Genomic DNA, 15,928 nt, shown 5'->3' on the forward strand with positions numbered 1-15,928 from the left:
ACTGCGCGCCGATCCCCAAGGAGGAAGCCTCATGAAACGCGAAGACCTCACCGAAAAGCTGCTCGACATCAAGCGCGAGAAGGGCTGGAGCTGGAAACACATCTGCGAGAAGATCGGCGGCTATTCCGAGGTCCTCATCGTCGGCGCGATCCTCGGCCAGATGAAGCTGACGAAGCCGCAGGCGGCGAATGCCGGCGAGCTGTTCGGGTTGTCGAAGGCCGAGATCGCGATGCTCAACGAGGTGCCGATGCGCGGCACCGGCACGCCGATGCCGCCGACCGATCCCCTGATCTACCGCTTCTACGAGATGGTGATGGTCAACGGCCCAGCCTGGAAGGCGCTGATCGAGGAAGAGTTCGGCGACGGCATCATGTCGGCGATCGACTTCGACATGGCGATGGAGCGCGTCGCCAATCAGAAGGGCGACCGCGTCAAGATCACCATGAGCGGCAAGTTCCTGCCCTACAAATATTACGGCGCCAGCGGCAACGTGCCGGAATACGGGTTCAAGGAGGAGTGAGAGCAGGGCGCGATTGCTTCACGCCGTGCCGCTTAGCCTCACAGAATCGTGCCCGGCGCGTAGCTCGCAGCTTCCGGCTTGGCCTTCGCCAGGGCATCGACCTGCTCGGCGAAGTAGTCGACCTGGGCGGCGGCGTCGCCGGAGTTGGCGCGGCCCTGGTCGAGCACGGCCTGCAGCTCGGCTGCGCTCAAGCCGAGACGCTGGTCGGCGGCGAGGCGCTGCAGCAGATCGTTCTGCACGATCTTGCCGGTGCGGAGGTCGCCGATGGCGGCGACGGCGTGCTCCTTGATCGCCTCGTGCGCGCCTTCGCGGCCGGCGCCCTTCTTCACCGCTTCCATCATCACCGTGGTGGTCAGCAGGAAGGGCAGATAGCGGTTCAGCTCGGTCGCGACGACGGCTTCGAACACCTCCATCTGATCGAGCACGGTGAGGAGGGTTTCGAGCAGGCCGTCCATGGCAAGGAAGGCGTCGGGCAGCATGACGCGGCGGACCACGGAGCAGGAGACGTCGCCTTCGTTCCACTGGTCGCCGGCGAGGCCTGCGGCCATCGCGAGATAGCCCTTCAGGATCACATGCAGGCCGTTGATGCGCTCGCAGGAGCGGCTGTTCATCTTGTGCGGCATCGCCGAGGAGCCGACCTGGCCCTTGGCAAAACCTTCGCTGGCAAGTTCGTGGCCCGCCATCAGGCGGATGGTCTTGGCGAAGTTGCCGGGCCCGCTGGCGAGCTCGGTGAGCACGCTGACCGCACGGAAGTCGAGACTGCGCGGATAGACCTGGCCGACGGCATCGAGCGCCTTCGGCAGGCCGAGGTGAACCAGGATGCGCTGCTCGAGGTCCCGTGCCTTGCCGGCATCGCCATTGAACAGGGTGATCTGGTCGAGGCGGGTACCCACCGCGCCCTTCAGGCCACGCGCGGGGTAGGTCTGCAGCACGTCGACCAGGCTCTGATGCCCCAGCAGCATCTCCTCGCCGGACATGGCGACGCGCTTGCCGAGCGTCGTGACCTGCGCGGCCACGTTGTGGGTGCGCGCGGTGAACGGGATGTCGCGCAATTGCTTCGCGCGCTTCGCAAACCGAATGAGCGCGGCGATGCTCTTGGTCTCGACCAGCTGCAGGGCGCGGTAGACCTGCAGCTGCTCGACGTTCTCCGTGAGGTCGCGGCTGGTCATGCCCTTGTGCAGGTGCTCATGACCGGCCAGATCGCAGAACTCTTCGATCCGCGCCTTGACGTCGTGGCGGGTAATGCGCTCCCGCTGCATGATGGACTTGAGGTTGATCTGGTCCTTGACGCGTTCGTAGCTCTCGATCACGCCATCCGGAACCGGAATGCCGAGATCGCGCTGGCCCTTCAGCACGGCGATCCAGTAGTCGCGTTCGAGGCGCACCTTGCCTTCGCCACTCCAGATCGCGCGCATGGCAGGGGAGGCGTAACGTTCGGCTAGGACGTTGGAAATGTGATCTTGGGACATGATTCCGCTCTCTTGGCATTGCCTGAGGCCGGCCGCAAGTCGCGAGCTGTCATGAATCGTCAGGTCTGATAGCGCCTTGGCCGGACTTGCGGTGTTGGCCCCACCATACCAGATCCTCGAAAGCGCCGCCTCAGCCGATCCGGGGCGGCGCTCGTCGCAATGATCATCGGGATCGGGTAGTTCAGGGCCGCCCGGCGTGCAGCCTCAGAGCGAGAGCGCCACGGCGGCCGGTGCGCAGCTGATGCCCGCGCTGTTCGGCACGGCCAGGTCGCTGGTCCAGTTGTCCTCGCCGTCCGTGGTCTTGTACAGGAACTGGCCGTTGGGTCCCTGGTGCAGGATGTACAGCGTATCGTTGAAAACCACCGGCGCAGCATTGCCGATGTTGCCCGGCGTATCGGGGACCTGGCGGTCAGCTCCCCAGCCTTCGTTGCCGTCGAACCTCTTGAAAAGGAACAGACCGCTGGGGTCGTTGAAGAACAGGTAGATCAGATTCTTGTACAGAGCTGCGCCCGGACCGTTGCTGAGGCCTTCCGTGCCGGCAACCGGATTGCTTCGCCAGGTGCTGCGGTCGAAGGTCGCGTACCAGAAGCGGTTCAAATTGCCGGGTTCGCTGGAGCCAGGCCCACGGCCGAACACGTAGAGCGTGTCGCCAAGCACGACCGCGGCCGGCGTGTCCACATTCTGGTAGGCCACCGAGTTGAGGTGGTTGGTACCGGAGGCGTTGACCTCGGACGCGAAGTCGGTGCCGTCATACGTCTTGTACATCAGGTCCGTGCTGCCGGGATTTGAATAGATCAGATAGATCAGGCCGCCATACACAGCGGCGGCAACTCCAGCGTTCACGCCGGCGGTGCCGGGCACCTGGGCTGCCGCCGTCCACACCTCGCCGTCATAGACCTTGTAATAGAGGGACTGGTTGAGCGGGTAGAACACGTACAGGTTGGCGTTGAATACGACGGCCGCCGGCGTGTTGCTGATCCAGATGTTGCCCGGTACCGGGACGTCGCCGCCCCAAGCCTGACCGTTGAAGACGTTCGAATAGAACAGCGGACTATTTCCGACGCCCTTGTGGAAGGAAAACAGCCAGGTCGGCATTCTGAAAATCCTCCATGGCGACGAAACGCCGCCTCTGATGATCGGTGCGGGGATCGACGTGCGCGGAACGGAATCGAATGGATTTGAACGTGCGCGCGCGAGCGTAGTCTTCTACGCCCGATTCACACAATGGTTGTGTGAAGCTGTTCACTCGCCCCTAAGGGAGAATTCGAATTTCTTTGCGCGGATTGAGAATTTCGGGTGCGAATTGGGGAGGGGTCGTTAGGTCCCACGTCGAGGATTGATCCCGAAACGATGCAGTCTCTTCCCGTCATTGCGCGGAGCGATAGCGACGAAGCAATCCATCTGACCGGTGTGCGGTGACAATGGATTGCTTCGCTTCGCTCGCAATGACGCTGATCGTTGAATTATCCCCGGCTGGCCGTGAACATCTCACGCACCTCCTTCACCGGCGCCATGTCGCGCACGAAGCTGAACGCGCCCTGATCCTTCATCTCGCGGGCGCAGCGCAGGAAGGCGCTGAGCGCGTGGCGCTCCATCGCGCCACCGACGCTGATGCGCTTGACGCCGGCGGCCGCGATCTGCTCGACCGTCAGGGTCGGATCGGCAAAGCCCATCACGAGGTTGAACGGCCGCTTCAATGCCGAGACCACTGTCTTGATCGTGCCGATGTCGTAAAGGCCCGGCGAATACAGCACGTCGGCGCCGGCGGCTTCGAAGGCCTGAAGCCGCTTGATGGTGTCGTCGAGATCCTTGCGCCCCCAGAGGAAGTTTTCTGCCCGCGCCGTCAGCGTAAACGGGAAGGGCAGGGTGCGCGCGGCCTCGACGGCAGCCTGCACCCGCTCGACCGCGAGCGAGAAATCGTAGATCGGATGCTGTGGGTTGCCGGTGGAGTCCTCGATCGAGCCGCCGACCACGCCGGCCTCGGCGGCGCGCGCGATCGCCTTTGCCGCAGTCTTCGGATCGTCGGCGCCGCAATTCTCCAGGTCGGCGTTGACGGGCAGGTCGGTGGCCTCCGATATCACCCGGCAATTCTCGATGATCGCATCGAGGCTGACGGTCGCGCGGCCGAGCGTGTTGGCGAGCCCGAGGCTGGTGGTCGCCAGCGCCTCGAAGCCCATCGCCGCAAGCAGCTTCGCCGTGCCGGCGTCCCAGGGATTCGGGATGATGAAGGCGCCGGGCCGCTGATGCAGCTCGCGAAACCGTGCTGCCTTGTCTGCCTGGGTGCGCATGTGAACTCCTGATGGTTGAGGAAAGCGACTGGCGACAGCGATAGGGCGGTTTCGATCATCAGACAAATTTGTTATTCCTCTCAATGCTATCAGCTTTTTGCATGGGGCGAATGATGGACAGCGACGCGCTCAATACGTTCCTGGTGGTGCATCGGCGCGGCGGCATCTCGAATGCCGCCAAGGCGCTGCATCGCTCGCAGCCGGCGATTTCAAGGCGCATCGCGCTGCTGGAGCAGGAGCTCGGCGTGCCCTTGTTCGAGCGGATCGCGGGCAAGATGCAGCTCAGCGATGCCGGGCGGGTGATGGTGCCCTATGCCGAGCGCGCGGTGGCGGCGGCGCAGGATGCCGAGAACGCGGTGCGCGCGCTCTCGCGCGATAATTCCGGCCCCGTCGCGCTGGCGGTGACCGGCACGCTTGCGGGCGAACGGCTCTCGAAAGTGCTGAAGCGTTTTGCCGCCCGGCATCCTGATGTCGCGCTGACGCTGCGCACTGCGACCAGCGCCGAGGTCAGCGATCTGATCCGGCGCGGCGAGGCGACGATCGGGCTGCGCTACGACCGCGACCGCTCGCGCGATCTCGATTGCGAGGTGCTGTTCGCCGAACCGCTCGGGGTGGTCTGCGCGCCGGACCATCCGCTGGCCGGACGTCGCGTCGGCAAGCTCGCCGATCTCAGGGACGAGCGATGGATCGCCTTTCCCGAAGTGCCGGGACGCCGCGAGATCACCGCCTCGCACGTGTTCGCGTTGTTCCTGACGCACGGGCTCGGCGAGGTCGCCTGGACGCCGGTCGACAGCCTCACGGCGCAGAAGCGGCTGGTCGAGGCCGGGTTCGGGATCGCGCTGCTATCACAGAGCAATGCAGCGGAGGAGCTGCGCGCCGCGACGCTCGCGACGATCCGCGTCGGCAATCTTACTGCAAGTCACGAAGTGGTCGCGGTGACGCGGCATGGCGGCTTCCTCAGCGCCGCGTCGCGACGCCTGCTCGATATCATCCGCGCTGACTTCACCAGGGCGAGGGGCACAAATACGTCGCGCCGGAACGGGGTCCGGCGCGCGTAAAAGTCGAGTTGGAACAGGCGTCGCCGGAACTCAGGTCCCCGCCTTCACCTGTGCCGCAGCCACGGCCAGTAGCTCGTCCATCTTGGCGCGGATGTCGCGCTCGGTGATAGCCTGGCCCTTGGCCGTGAGGTCCTTCAGGACCTTGTGCAGCACGTCCTTGTCGCCGGGTTCCTCGAAGTCGGCGGCCACCACGTCCTTGGCATAGGCAGCGGCGGCGTCGCCTGCGATGCCGAGCTTCTCGGCGGCCCAGAGACCGAGCAGCTTGTTCCGGCGCGCCTCAGCCTTGAACTTCTGCTCCTCGTCGAGGGCGAACTTCTTCTCGAAACCTTCCTCGCGCTTGTCGAATTCGTTCATGGCTGAAGTTCCAATTCCCTGCTGAGTGGCGGGCCTTCCGCGCGTTGCGACAGCCCCGATGCGTGCCTAGATAGGAGGGAGGAATCGGCAAGACAACGAGCCGTTAAGCCGCAGGCAAAACAGGCGGAATCGGTCCTTTTTGATAGGGCGGTATAAGTGCCCCGAAACGGGCACTATCGATTGTACTGGATGGCCCAATCGGATAGGTTGCCAACAGGCATGGTTCTTGTTCTGTTTCCAGTGGATTGTTCGGGTTCCAGGCCTCCGCGGCAGCTCCGTCGTGGGTCGTAACCCAAGTCATCCGGAGCACCCAAATCCATGGATTTCAACAAAACACGGTACATCCCAATGAGCCGTCGACGCCGTATTTATGAAGGCAAGGCCAAGGTGCTTTATGAAGGCCCCGAGCCGGGAACCCTGATCCAGCACTTCAAGGATGACGCGACCGCGTTCAATGCCAAGAAACACCAGGTGATCGAGGGCAAGGGCGTCCTCAACAACCGGATTTCGGAGTACCTGTTTCAGCACCTCAACGACATCGGGGTGCCGACCCACTTCATCCGCCGCCTCAACATGCGCGAGCAGCTGATTCGCGAGGTCGAGATCGTGCCGCTCGAGGTGGTGGTGCGGAACGTCGCCGCCGGCTCGCTGTCGCAGCGGCTCGGGATCGAGGAGGGCACCCAGCTGCCGCGCTCGATCATCGAGTTCTATTACAAGAACGACCAGCTCAACGACCCGATGGTGTCGGAAGAGCACATCACCGCCTTCGGCTGGGCCACGCCGCAGGAGATCGACGACATCATGGCGCTCGCCATCCGTGTCAACGACTTCCTCACCGGCCTCTTCCTCGGCATCGGCATCCGTCTCGTCGACTTCAAGATGGAGTGCGGGCGGCTGTTCGAGAACGAGATGATGCGGATCATCGTCGCCGACGAGATCTCCCCGGACTCCTGCCGTCTCTGGGACATCAAGTCGAACGAGAAGCTCGACAAGGACCGTTTCCGCAGGGATCTGGGCGGCTTGCTCGAAGCCTACACCGAAGTGGCAAAGCGCCTCGGCATCCTGATCGAAAATGAACGGCCGGCCGGAAGCGGCCCTGTGCTGGTGAAGAGCTAAGAGGCAATCGTGAAGGCACGTGTGACTGTTACGTTGAAGTCGGGCATCCTCGATCCGCAGGGCAAGGCGATCGAGGGGGCGCTGAAATCACTCGGCGTCGACGGCGTCGCCAGCGTTCGCCAGGGCAAGGTGTTCGACATCGAGCTCGCCGCGACCGACAAGGCCAAGGCGGAGGCGGCGCTCAAGGCCGCCGCCGACAAGCTGCTGGCGAACACCGTGATCGAGAATTATCGGGTCGAGGTCCTGAGCTAGCCGGGCGAGCCAAATGATAACAGCCGCTCCCGTCTCTGCTGGCAGTGACCGTATCTTCGTCCGATCGCTGTTGGTTGCGCTGCTGACGGTTGCCGGGATCGGCGGTGTCTCGGCGCAATCGGCGCCGCCACCACCCTCGGCTACGACCCAGCAGCCGCCGTTCACGGTCAGCGGGTGGAGCTACGAGCGCCGTGGCTCCGACGTGCACATGTTCCGCTGCGCGCAATCGTCCTGCGGTGCGGGTTCCAAGGTGAGCTACCGGTTTTATACCGGCGGAAAGCAGATGACTCTCGACCAGTTCCGTGAGGGGCAGGAGCAGATCATCAAGGCGCTGGAGCAGCGGACGCCCGGACAGCGCATCACGCTCCTCGGCGTCGATGGCGACAAGGGCACAGCGCCGCGCATGTTCAAGGCGCGGCGCCTGACCGTGACGCCCAACGGCGCAAACGAGTATCAGGTCAGCGGCTTGCTGTTCGGCGGACAAGGCGGCTCCGCCAGCCTGATCAGCTCGGCGCGCGACGAAAAGGCCAGCAACGATAATTACGCAAGATTTGTCGCCGCCGTTAAGCTCGTGCTGGCGCCCAAAACCAGGTGATGCAATGAAATCATCCGTTCTCGTCTTCCCCGGCATCAACCGCGAGCGCGACATGGCGCGCGCGCTCAAGCTTGCATCCGGCAATGAGACTTCGATGGTCTGGCATGCCGAGACCGCGCTGCCCAAAGGCACCGACCTCGTGGTGGTGCCCGGCGGCTTCTCCTATGGCGATTACCTGCGCTGTGGCGCGATCGCGGCCCGCGCGCCCGTGATGGACGCGGTGCGCGACTTCGCAGCCTCGGGCGGGCTCGTGCTCGGCGTCTGCAACGGTTTCCAGATCCTCTGCGAGTCCGGGCTGCTGCCCGGCGTGCTGATGCGCAACGCCGGACTGAAATTCGTCTGCCGCGACGTGCATATGAAGGTCGAGCGTTCCGACACCCCATTCACTCGCGGCTACAATGCCGGCCAGGTGATCCGCGTGCCGGTGGCGCATGGCGAAGGCAATTACGAGGCGGACGAGGAGACGCTGAAGCGGCTCGAGGGCGACGGGCGGGTGCTCTATCGCTACTGCTCACCCGAGGGCGTGGTCGACGAGGCTTCCAACTTCAACGGCGCCGCGCATTCGATCGCCGGCATCGTCAACGAGCGCGGCAACGTGCTCGGCATGATGCCGCATCCGGAGAACCACGTCGAAGAGATCATGGGCTGCACCGACGGTCGCGGCCTGTTCGCAGGACTGGTCCAGCAGTTCGAAAAGGCGGCGTAACGGAAATGCTGGGGCGGTGGTGCCTTGCCGCGGCTGCGGCACTCGTCTTCACGACGGCAGCCAGCGCCCAGGATCTCCCGAAGCAGGACTTCCCGAAGCGCCCGATCACGATGATCGTGCCGTTCACGGCGGGCGGCACCTCCGACGTGATCGCCCGCGCGGTGGCCGACCAGATGAGCGCGGCGCTCGGCCAGAGCATCATCATCGAGAATGTCGGCGGCGCCGGCGGCTCGACCGCGCTGACCCGCGCGGCGCGCGCAGAGCCCGACGGCTACACCATCGCGATCGGCAATGCCGGCACCAACGCCGCGACCTACACCATCTATCCGAAACTGTCGTTCACACCCGACTCCTTCGCGCCGATCGCCGTCGTGGCGAAGACCTTCGGCATCGTGGCGCTGCGCAAGGATTTCCCGGCCAAGGACCTCAAGGAATTCATCGACTACGCGAAGAAGAACCCGGGCAAGGTCAATCTCGGCCATGCCGGCGTCGGTTCCTCGAATTACCTGATCTGCAAGAGCTTCGTGCACGCCGCCGGGATCGACGTGCAGCTGGTCGGCTATCGCGGCGCGGCGCTCGCGCTGACGGATGCGATCGGCAGCCAGATCGATGGCGTCTGCGATGCGGCCGCCTCGGTGTCGCAGGCGATCGACGACAAATTGGTGAAGGCGGTCGTGGTCGGCTCGACCGTGCGGCTCGCCTCGCTGCCGGACCTGCCGACCTCGACCGAGGCAGGCTTGCCGGAGTTCGAGGCGCAGGGCTGGAACGGCCTGTTCGCACCGAAGGGCACGCCGCCGGAGATCATCGCCAAGCTCAACGCCGCCGCACGCACCGCGGTCGCGAGCGAGGCGGTGAAGAAGCGCTTCGTCGATCTGTCGACGGTCGCGCCCGATGCCGACGAACTCGCGCCCGAGGTGTTGCAGCAACTCGTGACTCGCGACGTCGCGAAATACCGCGCGCTGTTGGCGGACGACAAGAAGTAGTGCTCGTGCCGCGTACCAGCGGCGACACGGACCATGAACCTGGTCCGTTCCTTCAGCGACCAATGCAGGGATAGTCGCCTCAAGTTTCACAATCTCTTCACGCTAGCGCAGCCGGCACGGCAACCGGGGATTGTCGCAGCGTGCCGGGCACGGTATGACGGAGGCGATTTGGATGGTCTGTCCGGCTCGCTGGGATTCGCATGCCCGTTGCATTGGCCGTATTGCTGCTCGACATCACGCTGATCTACCACGCCTCGCGGACCGGGCGCCTGCAGCCATGGGCCTTCATCATCCTGATGGTGCCGCTGATCGGCGCGCTCGCCTACATCGTCGTCGAACTCGTTCCGGAATGGTGGGGTGGACCGGGTGCCGCACAGGCGCGCAAGCGCGTCGCCAACCGGCTCGATCCGGAGAAGCGATACCGCGAACTATCCGACCGGCTCGCGACGTCGGATACGATCGCCAACCGCGCGGCGCTCGCCGCGGAGTGCCAGAACGTCGGTCGCTTCGAGGAGGCGGAAAGCCACTACGACCACGTGTTGGGACTGCCGCAGGGCGACGATCCGACCTACGCGCTGGCCAAGGCGCAGGCCCAGTTCGCCCGCAAGCAACCGGCCGAGGCGCTGGCGACGCTCGACGCATTGCGCGAGCGCTGGCCCGATTTTGAATCCGCCGACGGACATCTGCTCTATGCCCGCGCGCTCGCCGAGCTTGGCCGGCTCGACGAGGCCCTCGAGGAATATCAGGCGGTGTCGCAGTATTTTCCCGGCGCCGAGGCGCGGGTCCGCTATGGCCTGTTGTTGCAGCTGGTCGGCCGCACCGCCGAGGCGCGCATCGTGTTCAACGAGCTGTTGATCCAGATGCGGCGCGCGCCGAAATATCTGCGCGACGCGCAGGCCGAATGGCTCTCGATCGCCGAGAAGCAATTGTCGGCCTGAGCCGGGTTAGATGTATGTGACGCGTCATTGCGAGCGCAGCGAAGCAATCCATCGTGCCGCAAGTGGAGATATGGATTGCTTCGTCGCTGTCGCTCCTCGCAATGACGTTGATAGGCTGTGTACAAATTATCCGCTTCTACAGTCTTCGGAACCAGCGCTTAATCGCCTCGGCCGGCACCGTCATGGCCGCGACGCCGGCCATGACCAGCACAAGGCCGAGCGCGAGGTTCGACGGCACGGATTCGCCGAGCAGGATCACCGACAGCGCGACGCCGATCGGGATGCGCAGATAGCCCTGCGCGTTCGTGGTGAGGGTGCCGAGCCGCGTCAGGCACATGTAGAACAGCATCAGGCCGAAGGCGCTGGAGAAGATGCCCATCACGACGGTGGCGACCAGCGCCTGCGGCGTCGGGTGCAGTGTCCAGGGATGGTCGACGATCAGGGCGACCGGCAGCAGCACGGTGCCGCCGAACAGCAGCGAGCCGGCCGCCACCACCATCGGATCGTAATCCGACAGCCGAAGCCCGAAGATCGTCGCGCAGGCGAACGAGATGGTGGCCAGCAGGATCGCGATCTCGGCGACAATCTCCTTGCCGAAGCCCGAGAGCGCGTCGAGGCCGATGATCGCGATCGTGCCGGCGAGACCGAGGATCGCGCCGGCGAGTTTAAGCATCGAGGCCGGCTCGTGCCGCGTAATCGCCCAGGTGATCAGGAAGGCGAAGATCGGTGTCGTCGAGGCCAGCACCACGGTGTTGGACGCCGGCACGTAAAGCTGCGCCCAGGTGATTACCAGGAACGGGATCGTCGAGTTGATGGTCTGCTGGAAGGCGAACAGCTTCCAGGCCTTGATGTCGGTCGGGATGCGGATGCCGCGGATGCGTAAGACAACGAGCAGGAACAAGGCCGCCACCAGTGAGCGCGCCGAGATGAAGGTGACCGGCGGGATCGAGCCGAGTCCGATCTTGGTTAGCGGATAGGTCGAACTCCAGCAGCAGGCGAGCGCCAGCAGCAGCGCATAGTCGCGCCAGCCGCGCGCGCCCGGCGCTGACGTGGACGGAGTGGGCGTGATCGCGGGCGCCGTTACGCCGCCCGTGTTCGCTGTGCTCTTCGGCACCTTGATGTGGCTCCCCGCGCGTTGGCGCGCAAGGAAACTGATACTTCGGGACCTCGGTGGAGGCCAGAGCCAAGTTTTGCGGCGCGTTGCGCGGTTCAATCCCGTAATACGGTATTTGACACGACCGGTTCGGCACCTGCGGAGCTCGAATGTCCGCCGCCATCCGACGTCGTTTCCCACCAGTAGCCGAGCGCGTCGATCAGCGGCACCAGCCGGTGGCCGCCCGGCGTGAGCTGGTATTCGACGCGCAGGGGATAACCTCCGAATTCGGTGCGCTCGACGATACCGGCGTCCTCCAGCTTGCGAAGCTCGAGGCTGAGCATCTTGTGCGAGATGGTCGGGTTGTCCCGGCGCAGGTCGCTGAAGCGCTTGGTGCCCTGCTTCAGATAGTAGATCAGAAGCGTCGGCCAGCGGCCGCTCAGGAGCTGCATGACCTCTTCGATCGGGCAGCGGGAGACGAGAGATTTCATGGCGCCTCGTGGTTACAAAAAGGTGCGTAATTTACTTCACCGATGTGGCGAATAGGGTCCGGCTCCGCTGCGCAGCGTGATCGTCTGACATCACCGGAGACCACATCATGGAACCTATCCTTATCTATGGCTTCCCGTTGGGAAGCTCCATGGGGCTCGTCGCAGCCCTCGAATGGCTGCGCAAGCCCTATCGCCTTTGCCGCGTCGACATGCTCGGCGAAATGCGAGATCCGTCCTATGCGCGGATCAACCCGCGGCACGAGACGCCGGCCTTCGTCACGGACCAGGGCAGGGTGCTGACGGAGAACATGGCGATCGCAGCTTGGCTCGAGGCCCGCGACACCGAGCGCCGCATCAGCTTCGACCTGTTGTCGCCGCAGGCCGACCGCATGCATCAACTGATGGCCTTCGTGAACACCGGCTTCACCGCCGCGTTCAGTCCGCTGTGGGCGGCGCTGGAGATGCAGACGCCGAATCCCGCGATGCAGTCTGCGCTGCGGGAGTGGGGAAAGGGCAGCGTTCTGCAACGGCACGACAGGCTCGAGGAACTGATCGGCGATGCGCCGTTCCTGCTCGGCGACCACCCGACATTGGCGGATGGGCTGCTGATCGGTGTCGCGCGCTGGCTCGATTTTCACGCTGTCGCCGACCGCAATCGCTGGCCGAAACTGGCCGGACTTCGCGCACGATTGGAGGCCGATCCGGCCGTGATCTACGCGACGGCGCTGGAGTCGGGCGAGAGTAGCCCCGGGACAGGCGCCTGTGTCGGTCATGTTCGGCTTGCTGAGGTGATCGATCGCTTCGGCGCGCCGACTGCGTGAGGATTGCCGGCCGTGACCGGGCTGAGCACCGGATCACGGCAGCGGATGGGTGATGGCAGACGGCGCCCAGGCGTGAGCCTGAGCGCCGTCTCGGCCTGAAATCCTGGCGCAAGTTGTGGCGCAGGACCTAGCGCAGCACCTCGCTCAGCACCTCGCCATCGACCTGGTGCGGTGTCGCGCCCAGCATCCGGATGACGGTCGGCGCCACGTCGATATTGCGCATGTGCCGCACTACGGCGTCCTTCCGGATCTGCGGCCCCGCGGCGATGAAGGTCGCGCTCATCACCGGGAGCTCGGGGTCGTGACCGTGGGCGCCGTAGAAGTTCGGCATCGACAGCGCGGTGGTTGCCGAGTTGAACGGTGCGTCGCCCTGGCGCGCGACGCCCGGATTTTGCAAGCCGTCGAAATTGTAGCCGGGCGCCATCAGCGCGAACACGTCGCCATAGTCCTGGCCGACGCTCTTGCTGGTGCATTGTCCGGTTCCGGCGTCGCATTGCAGCGGCCGGGTCTCGACGACGGTGAAGATGCGCTGATCCCTGAGCGAGTAGTTGAAGCGCGCATTGGGGTCGATCGCGTTCTTCACCGCATCGGTGATCTGCGCCACCAAAGCCCGGTAGGTCGCCAGATCGACGGTGCCGCCGAGCTCGCGGTTCTGCAGGTTGACGTAGATGTCGGCGGCAGGACCCGAGGTGCGGACCCCGACCTTGCTGGTGTCGATGCCGGCGTTGCGCAGGATGTTGGTGAGATTGACCGAGCTGTGGAACGGCGCGAAGCCGTGATCCGACACCACGACGACGTTGCTGTCGCGGCCGGCCGCATCGGCAATCTGCTTCACCGCCTTGTCGGCGGTCTGGTAGGCGAAGCGGATGTAGGATGCGTAGCGCTTGACCTTGGCCGGATCCTGGTTGGCGCCGATCGAGTTCGGATCGGTCGGGTTGGTGCCCTGTCGCGGATCGGTCAGCAGGAACTGGTGCTCGGAGCCGTCGGGCTGCTCGATATAGACCATCACGAGGTCGGCGTCGGGATGGGTCTTGATCGCGCGCTCGCCGATATTGGCCTGGTAGCGCACGAAGGTCTTCACCATGTCCTCGTACATCGTCTCGATCTCGACGTCGGGGAAATTGGTGAAGCCCGGGCTCAGGCGCTCCGGAATGCGGAAATCGGCCTGCGGACGCCAAAAGCCGATGTTGTTGTTGATGTCGTCGACATCGGCGAGCACCGGCGCGTTGCGCGGGATGTAGTTGGCGCCGTAGCGGGCGAAGCGCACCACCGAGAGATCGGGCGACAGCGCCGAGACGAAGTAGGCGGCACCGACCTTGGCGCCGCTGCCTTCGAAGAAGAACGGGGCGTTCTCGCCGCCGAACTTGACGTAGGCCGGCCCGGTCGAGGGCGCGTGGAACGGTCCCGCGGTGATGCCGCGGTTTTCGTCGAAGAACACCAGCGTGTCGTAGTTCACCTTGCGGTCATTGGTGGTATCGATTGCGGCGACGCGGATCGAATATTTGACGTCGAGCGTCGAGGCGCTGGTGCAGGTCGCGGTCGCCGCTGCGGAGCACGAGAATGTCTCGATCGGCGCCGAGGTCACCAGCACCGGGCTGAACGAGAAATGGCCGGCAGCCTGCAGCGCCGCGACGATGCCGGGATCGGCCGTGAAGTCGCTGCGCGACAGCGTGAAGCCCTGGGCTCCGATGCCGCCGAACGCGCCGAACGGCACCGTGAAGTCGGTCACGCGGGTGGGCTGCGCCGGCTGCACCACGGTCTTGTTGATGGAGATGTCGGCGCCGTCGCCGCCGGGCCAGGTCGCGGTGACGACCTTCTTGCCCTGCTGCCGTAACTGCACCCACAAGGGCTGTGCCGTCGGGTGCGACGACGGCCCGAGCGGGCTTTCGCTGTAGCCGCCGATCGGCGCGGCAAAGCCGCTGATGCTGCTGGAGATCGGCCCGACGATCGGCTGGAACGTGTTCGATGGGATGTCGTTGTGAACCGCCGTCGAACCGGTCGCGATCGCAATATGCGAGACCGCGGTGAGCGAGGGTGACGCCGTCACGTTCTGCAACGCCACAGCGCCGCGGCGGCTGAGCCGGGCGAGGCCGCCGTCGCGCGGCAGCACGCCTTCCTCGATGAATTTCTGGATGAAATCGGGCTTGGCGCCGTCGAGCGAGATCATCACCACGCGCGGCTTGCGACCATGATGGTCGCCGTCATGGTCTTGATCCTGATCTTGATCGTGACCGCGGGAATCGCCAGCGCCGCGATCACCATTGTCGCCGTCCTGGCCGGCGCGCGCAGGAATTGCAGTCCACGCCAGTGATGCGACAAGCGTCATCGCCGACGTGATGGAAACAAACGTCTTCAATTTCATGAGAATGCCCCAACATCGCTGCGCGAATGCACAAACGGAAACCGTTCAGCAATATTCAGGGGCTTGGCTGACGGGCATGTGACGCGTCCGCGACGCCGCGGCGACAGTGCGGCGTTGCGTCACAACTCGCGTTTGCGTTGCTTCACGCCAAGAACGCGCGTGAACACAATGAACTAACGCTCTGCTTTCGATGCAACCGGTGTCGATGTAACGGCTGGATGACGACGCGTGTCCACAGAGCTCGCGTTTTCGAGCGAAGCGGCCGTGAACTTTACGCCGGCGTCTCCGTTGGCGCCTTCCGCTTCACCCGCTTGATGGTGCCGGAGAAGGTGAACAGCGGCCGCCCGGCCGATGTCAGCATGCCCCGCACGAAGATCAGCGACATGCCGGCACGGGTGACTTCCCCGGTGCATTCGATCAGGTCGCCCTCGCGGGCCGCGTCGAGGAATTCCGAGGCGAACGACACCGTGACGCCGGGGCCCTGGAGCACCGAGCCGGCGAGCGCGAACAGGCAGTAATCCGCGAAGGTCATGAAGCAGCCGCCGTGGACGTTGCCACCGCCGTTGAGGTGCTTCTTGGCGACCCGGAACGCGCACGCGATGCGGCCGTTCTCGTCCATGCGATGGTAAAAGGGACCGGAATGGCTCTCGAAATTGTCCCGCGTCCAGGTCCGCCAGCCGGCGAATTCGCCCTCGGTTTCGACGTGCAGGTCGGGTCGGCGGTTGAATGCGGTCTCTAATGCGGTTTTGGCGCGCTCGTTCACGAAATTTGGCCTTCAATTGTCGGGTTCGGGTCCTTAAATCCGATCCATCCCCATTGTGCAAATCCCGCACCCCGCGGCCAGCTGCCGCAAAGCTCTGGACAGGCCGAAAATGCCCCGTA

17 protein-coding genes are annotated in these 15,928 nt (G+C 64.6%); 9 read left to right on the forward strand and 8 right to left on the reverse strand.

Going from position 1 to position 15,928, the window contains the following annotated elements; genetic code table 11:
* Positions 1-31 precede the first annotated feature (31 nt).
* Entirely contained in the window at positions 32-520 is a 489-nt protein-coding gene (gene cynS / locus H8A95_RS01485; protein ID WP_229181476.1) for a cyanase, read from the forward strand.
* 38 nt (positions 521-558) lie between these two features.
* On the opposite strand, the gene purB is transcribed toward cynS, so the two are convergent.
* From purB to H8A95_RS01500, 3 genes are all read right to left on the reverse strand, one after another.
* Entirely contained in the window at positions 559-1,989 is a 1,431-nt protein-coding gene (purB, locus tag H8A95_RS01490; protein WP_229181477.1) for an adenylosuccinate lyase, read from the reverse strand.
* Between the two features lie 204 nt (positions 1,990-2,193).
* Positions 2,194-3,084 (reverse strand): hypothetical protein, encoded by an 891-nt coding sequence (locus tag H8A95_RS01495; protein WP_229181478.1) that lies wholly within the window; start codon positions 3,082-3,084, stop codon positions 2,194-2,196.
* Between the two features lie 368 nt (positions 3,085-3,452).
* Positions 3,453-4,277, reverse strand: a complete 825-nt coding sequence (locus H8A95_RS01500; RefSeq protein WP_229181479.1) for an isocitrate lyase/PEP mutase family protein — start codon at positions 4,275-4,277, stop codon at positions 3,453-3,455.
* A gap of 113 nt (positions 4,278-4,390) precedes the next feature.
* Between H8A95_RS01500 and H8A95_RS01505 the strand changes: the two genes are divergently transcribed.
* Complete coding sequence (locus tag H8A95_RS01505; protein ID WP_229181480.1) at positions 4,391-5,335, forward strand: LysR family transcriptional regulator; 945 nt, start codon at positions 4,391-4,393, stop codon at positions 5,333-5,335.
* Positions 5,336-5,365: 30 nt separating this feature from the next.
* On the opposite strand, the gene H8A95_RS01510 is transcribed toward H8A95_RS01505, so the two are convergent.
* Positions 5,366-5,689, reverse strand: a complete 324-nt coding sequence (locus tag H8A95_RS01510; RefSeq protein ID WP_229181481.1) for a DUF1476 domain-containing protein — start codon at positions 5,687-5,689, stop codon at positions 5,366-5,368.
* 348 nt (positions 5,690-6,037) lie between these two features.
* On the opposite strand from H8A95_RS01510, the gene purC reads away from it, so the two are divergent.
* From purC to H8A95_RS01540, 6 genes are all read left to right on the forward strand, one after another.
* A complete protein-coding gene (gene purC, locus H8A95_RS01515; RefSeq protein WP_016843454.1) occupies positions 6,038-6,805 on the forward strand; it encodes a phosphoribosylaminoimidazolesuccinocarboxamide synthase in 768 nt (255 codons plus the stop codon).
* Positions 6,806-6,814: 9 nt separating this feature from the next.
* On the forward strand, positions 6,815-7,057 hold the full coding sequence (purS, locus tag H8A95_RS01520; RefSeq protein ID WP_029083848.1) for a phosphoribosylformylglycinamidine synthase subunit PurS: 243 nt from the start codon (positions 6,815-6,817) through the stop codon (positions 7,055-7,057).
* A gap of 13 nt (positions 7,058-7,070) precedes the next feature.
* Positions 7,071-7,652, forward strand: a complete 582-nt coding sequence (locus H8A95_RS01525) for a hypothetical protein (RefSeq protein ID WP_229181482.1) — start codon at positions 7,071-7,073, stop codon at positions 7,650-7,652.
* 4 nt (positions 7,653-7,656) lie between these two features.
* Positions 7,657-8,358, forward strand: a complete 702-nt coding sequence (gene purQ / locus H8A95_RS01530; protein WP_229181483.1) for a phosphoribosylformylglycinamidine synthase subunit PurQ — start codon at positions 7,657-7,659, stop codon at positions 8,356-8,358.
* A 5-nt stretch (positions 8,359-8,363) separates the two neighbouring features.
* The gene (locus tag H8A95_RS01535; RefSeq protein WP_229181484.1) at positions 8,364-9,341 is read left to right on the forward strand and encodes a tripartite tricarboxylate transporter substrate-binding protein; all 978 of its coding nucleotides are present in this window, start codon (positions 8,364-8,366) and stop codon (positions 9,339-9,341) included.
* 200 nt (positions 9,342-9,541) lie between these two features.
* Positions 9,542-10,279 (forward strand): tetratricopeptide repeat protein, encoded by a 738-nt coding sequence (locus tag H8A95_RS01540; RefSeq protein ID WP_229181485.1) that lies wholly within the window; start codon positions 9,542-9,544, stop codon positions 10,277-10,279.
* A gap of 136 nt (positions 10,280-10,415) precedes the next feature.
* Here the strand turns inward: H8A95_RS01540 and H8A95_RS01545 are convergent, their stop codons facing one another.
* Complete coding sequence (locus H8A95_RS01545) at positions 10,416-11,393, reverse strand: DMT family transporter (RefSeq protein WP_229181486.1); 978 nt, start codon at positions 11,391-11,393, stop codon at positions 10,416-10,418.
* Between the two features lie 95 nt (positions 11,394-11,488).
* Positions 11,489-11,863: a winged helix-turn-helix transcriptional regulator gene (locus H8A95_RS01550; RefSeq protein WP_229181487.1), complete on the reverse strand. Its 375-nt coding sequence runs from the start codon at positions 11,861-11,863 to the stop codon at positions 11,489-11,491.
* 107 nt (positions 11,864-11,970) lie between these two features.
* Here H8A95_RS01550 and H8A95_RS01555 point away from each other — a divergent pair, with 107 nt between their 5' ends.
* Positions 11,971-12,684, forward strand: a complete 714-nt coding sequence (locus H8A95_RS01555; RefSeq protein ID WP_229181488.1) for a glutathione S-transferase family protein — start codon at positions 11,971-11,973, stop codon at positions 12,682-12,684.
* Positions 12,685-12,811: 127 nt separating this feature from the next.
* Here the strand turns inward: H8A95_RS01555 and H8A95_RS01560 are convergent, their stop codons facing one another.
* Positions 12,812-15,046, reverse strand: coding sequence for an alkaline phosphatase family protein (locus H8A95_RS01560; RefSeq protein ID WP_229181489.1), 2,235 nt, complete (start codon positions 15,044-15,046; stop codon positions 12,812-12,814).
* 271 nt (positions 15,047-15,317) lie between these two features.
* The gene (locus H8A95_RS01565) at positions 15,318-15,809 is read right to left on the reverse strand and encodes a PaaI family thioesterase (protein WP_229181490.1); all 492 of its coding nucleotides are present in this window, start codon (positions 15,807-15,809) and stop codon (positions 15,318-15,320) included.
* Between the last annotated feature and the right edge of the window lie 119 nt (positions 15,810-15,928).

This window comes from Bradyrhizobium oropedii (assembly GCF_020889685.1).
Taxonomy (GTDB): Bacteria; Pseudomonadota; Alphaproteobacteria; order Rhizobiales; family Xanthobacteraceae; genus Bradyrhizobium; species Bradyrhizobium oropedii.

What these genes read in the sequence shown, in the direction of transcription:
- purQ (WP_229181483.1), top strand. Translation starts at nt 7,657, where the DNA reads ATGAAATCATCCGTTCTCGTCTTCCCCGGCATCAACCGCGAGCGCGAC.
- H8A95_RS01500 (WP_229181479.1), bottom strand. Translation starts at nt 4,277, where the DNA reads ATGCGCACCCAGGCAGACAAGGCAGCACGGTTTCGCGAGCTGCATCAG.
- H8A95_RS01510 (WP_229181481.1), bottom strand. Translation starts at nt 5,689, where the DNA reads ATGAACGAATTCGACAAGCGCGAGGAAGGTTTCGAGAAGAAGTTCGCC.
- H8A95_RS01495 (WP_229181478.1), bottom strand. Translation starts at nt 3,084, where the DNA reads ATGCCGACCTGGCTGTTTTCCTTCCACAAGGGCGTCGGAAATAGTCCG.
- H8A95_RS01555 (WP_229181488.1), top strand. Translation starts at nt 11,971, where the DNA reads ATGGAACCTATCCTTATCTATGGCTTCCCGTTGGGAAGCTCCATGGGG.
- H8A95_RS01525 (WP_229181482.1), top strand. Translation starts at nt 7,071, where the DNA reads ATGATAACAGCCGCTCCCGTCTCTGCTGGCAGTGACCGTATCTTCGTC.
- purC (WP_016843454.1), top strand. Translation starts at nt 6,038, where the DNA reads ATGAGCCGTCGACGCCGTATTTATGAAGGCAAGGCCAAGGTGCTTTAT.
- H8A95_RS01535 (WP_229181484.1), top strand. Translation starts at nt 8,364, where the DNA reads ATGCTGGGGCGGTGGTGCCTTGCCGCGGCTGCGGCACTCGTCTTCACG.
- H8A95_RS01560 (WP_229181489.1), bottom strand. Translation starts at nt 15,046, where the DNA reads ATGAAATTGAAGACGTTTGTTTCCATCACGTCGGCGATGACGCTTGTC.
- H8A95_RS01550 (WP_229181487.1), bottom strand. Translation starts at nt 11,863, where the DNA reads ATGAAATCTCTCGTCTCCCGCTGCCCGATCGAAGAGGTCATGCAGCTC.
- H8A95_RS01540 (WP_229181485.1), top strand. Translation starts at nt 9,542, where the DNA reads ATGCCCGTTGCATTGGCCGTATTGCTGCTCGACATCACGCTGATCTAC.
- cynS (WP_229181476.1), top strand. Translation starts at nt 32, where the DNA reads ATGAAACGCGAAGACCTCACCGAAAAGCTGCTCGACATCAAGCGCGAG.
- H8A95_RS01505 (WP_229181480.1), top strand. Translation starts at nt 4,391, where the DNA reads ATGGACAGCGACGCGCTCAATACGTTCCTGGTGGTGCATCGGCGCGGC.
- purB (WP_229181477.1), bottom strand. Translation starts at nt 1,989, where the DNA reads ATGTCCCAAGATCACATTTCCAACGTCCTAGCCGAACGTTACGCCTCC.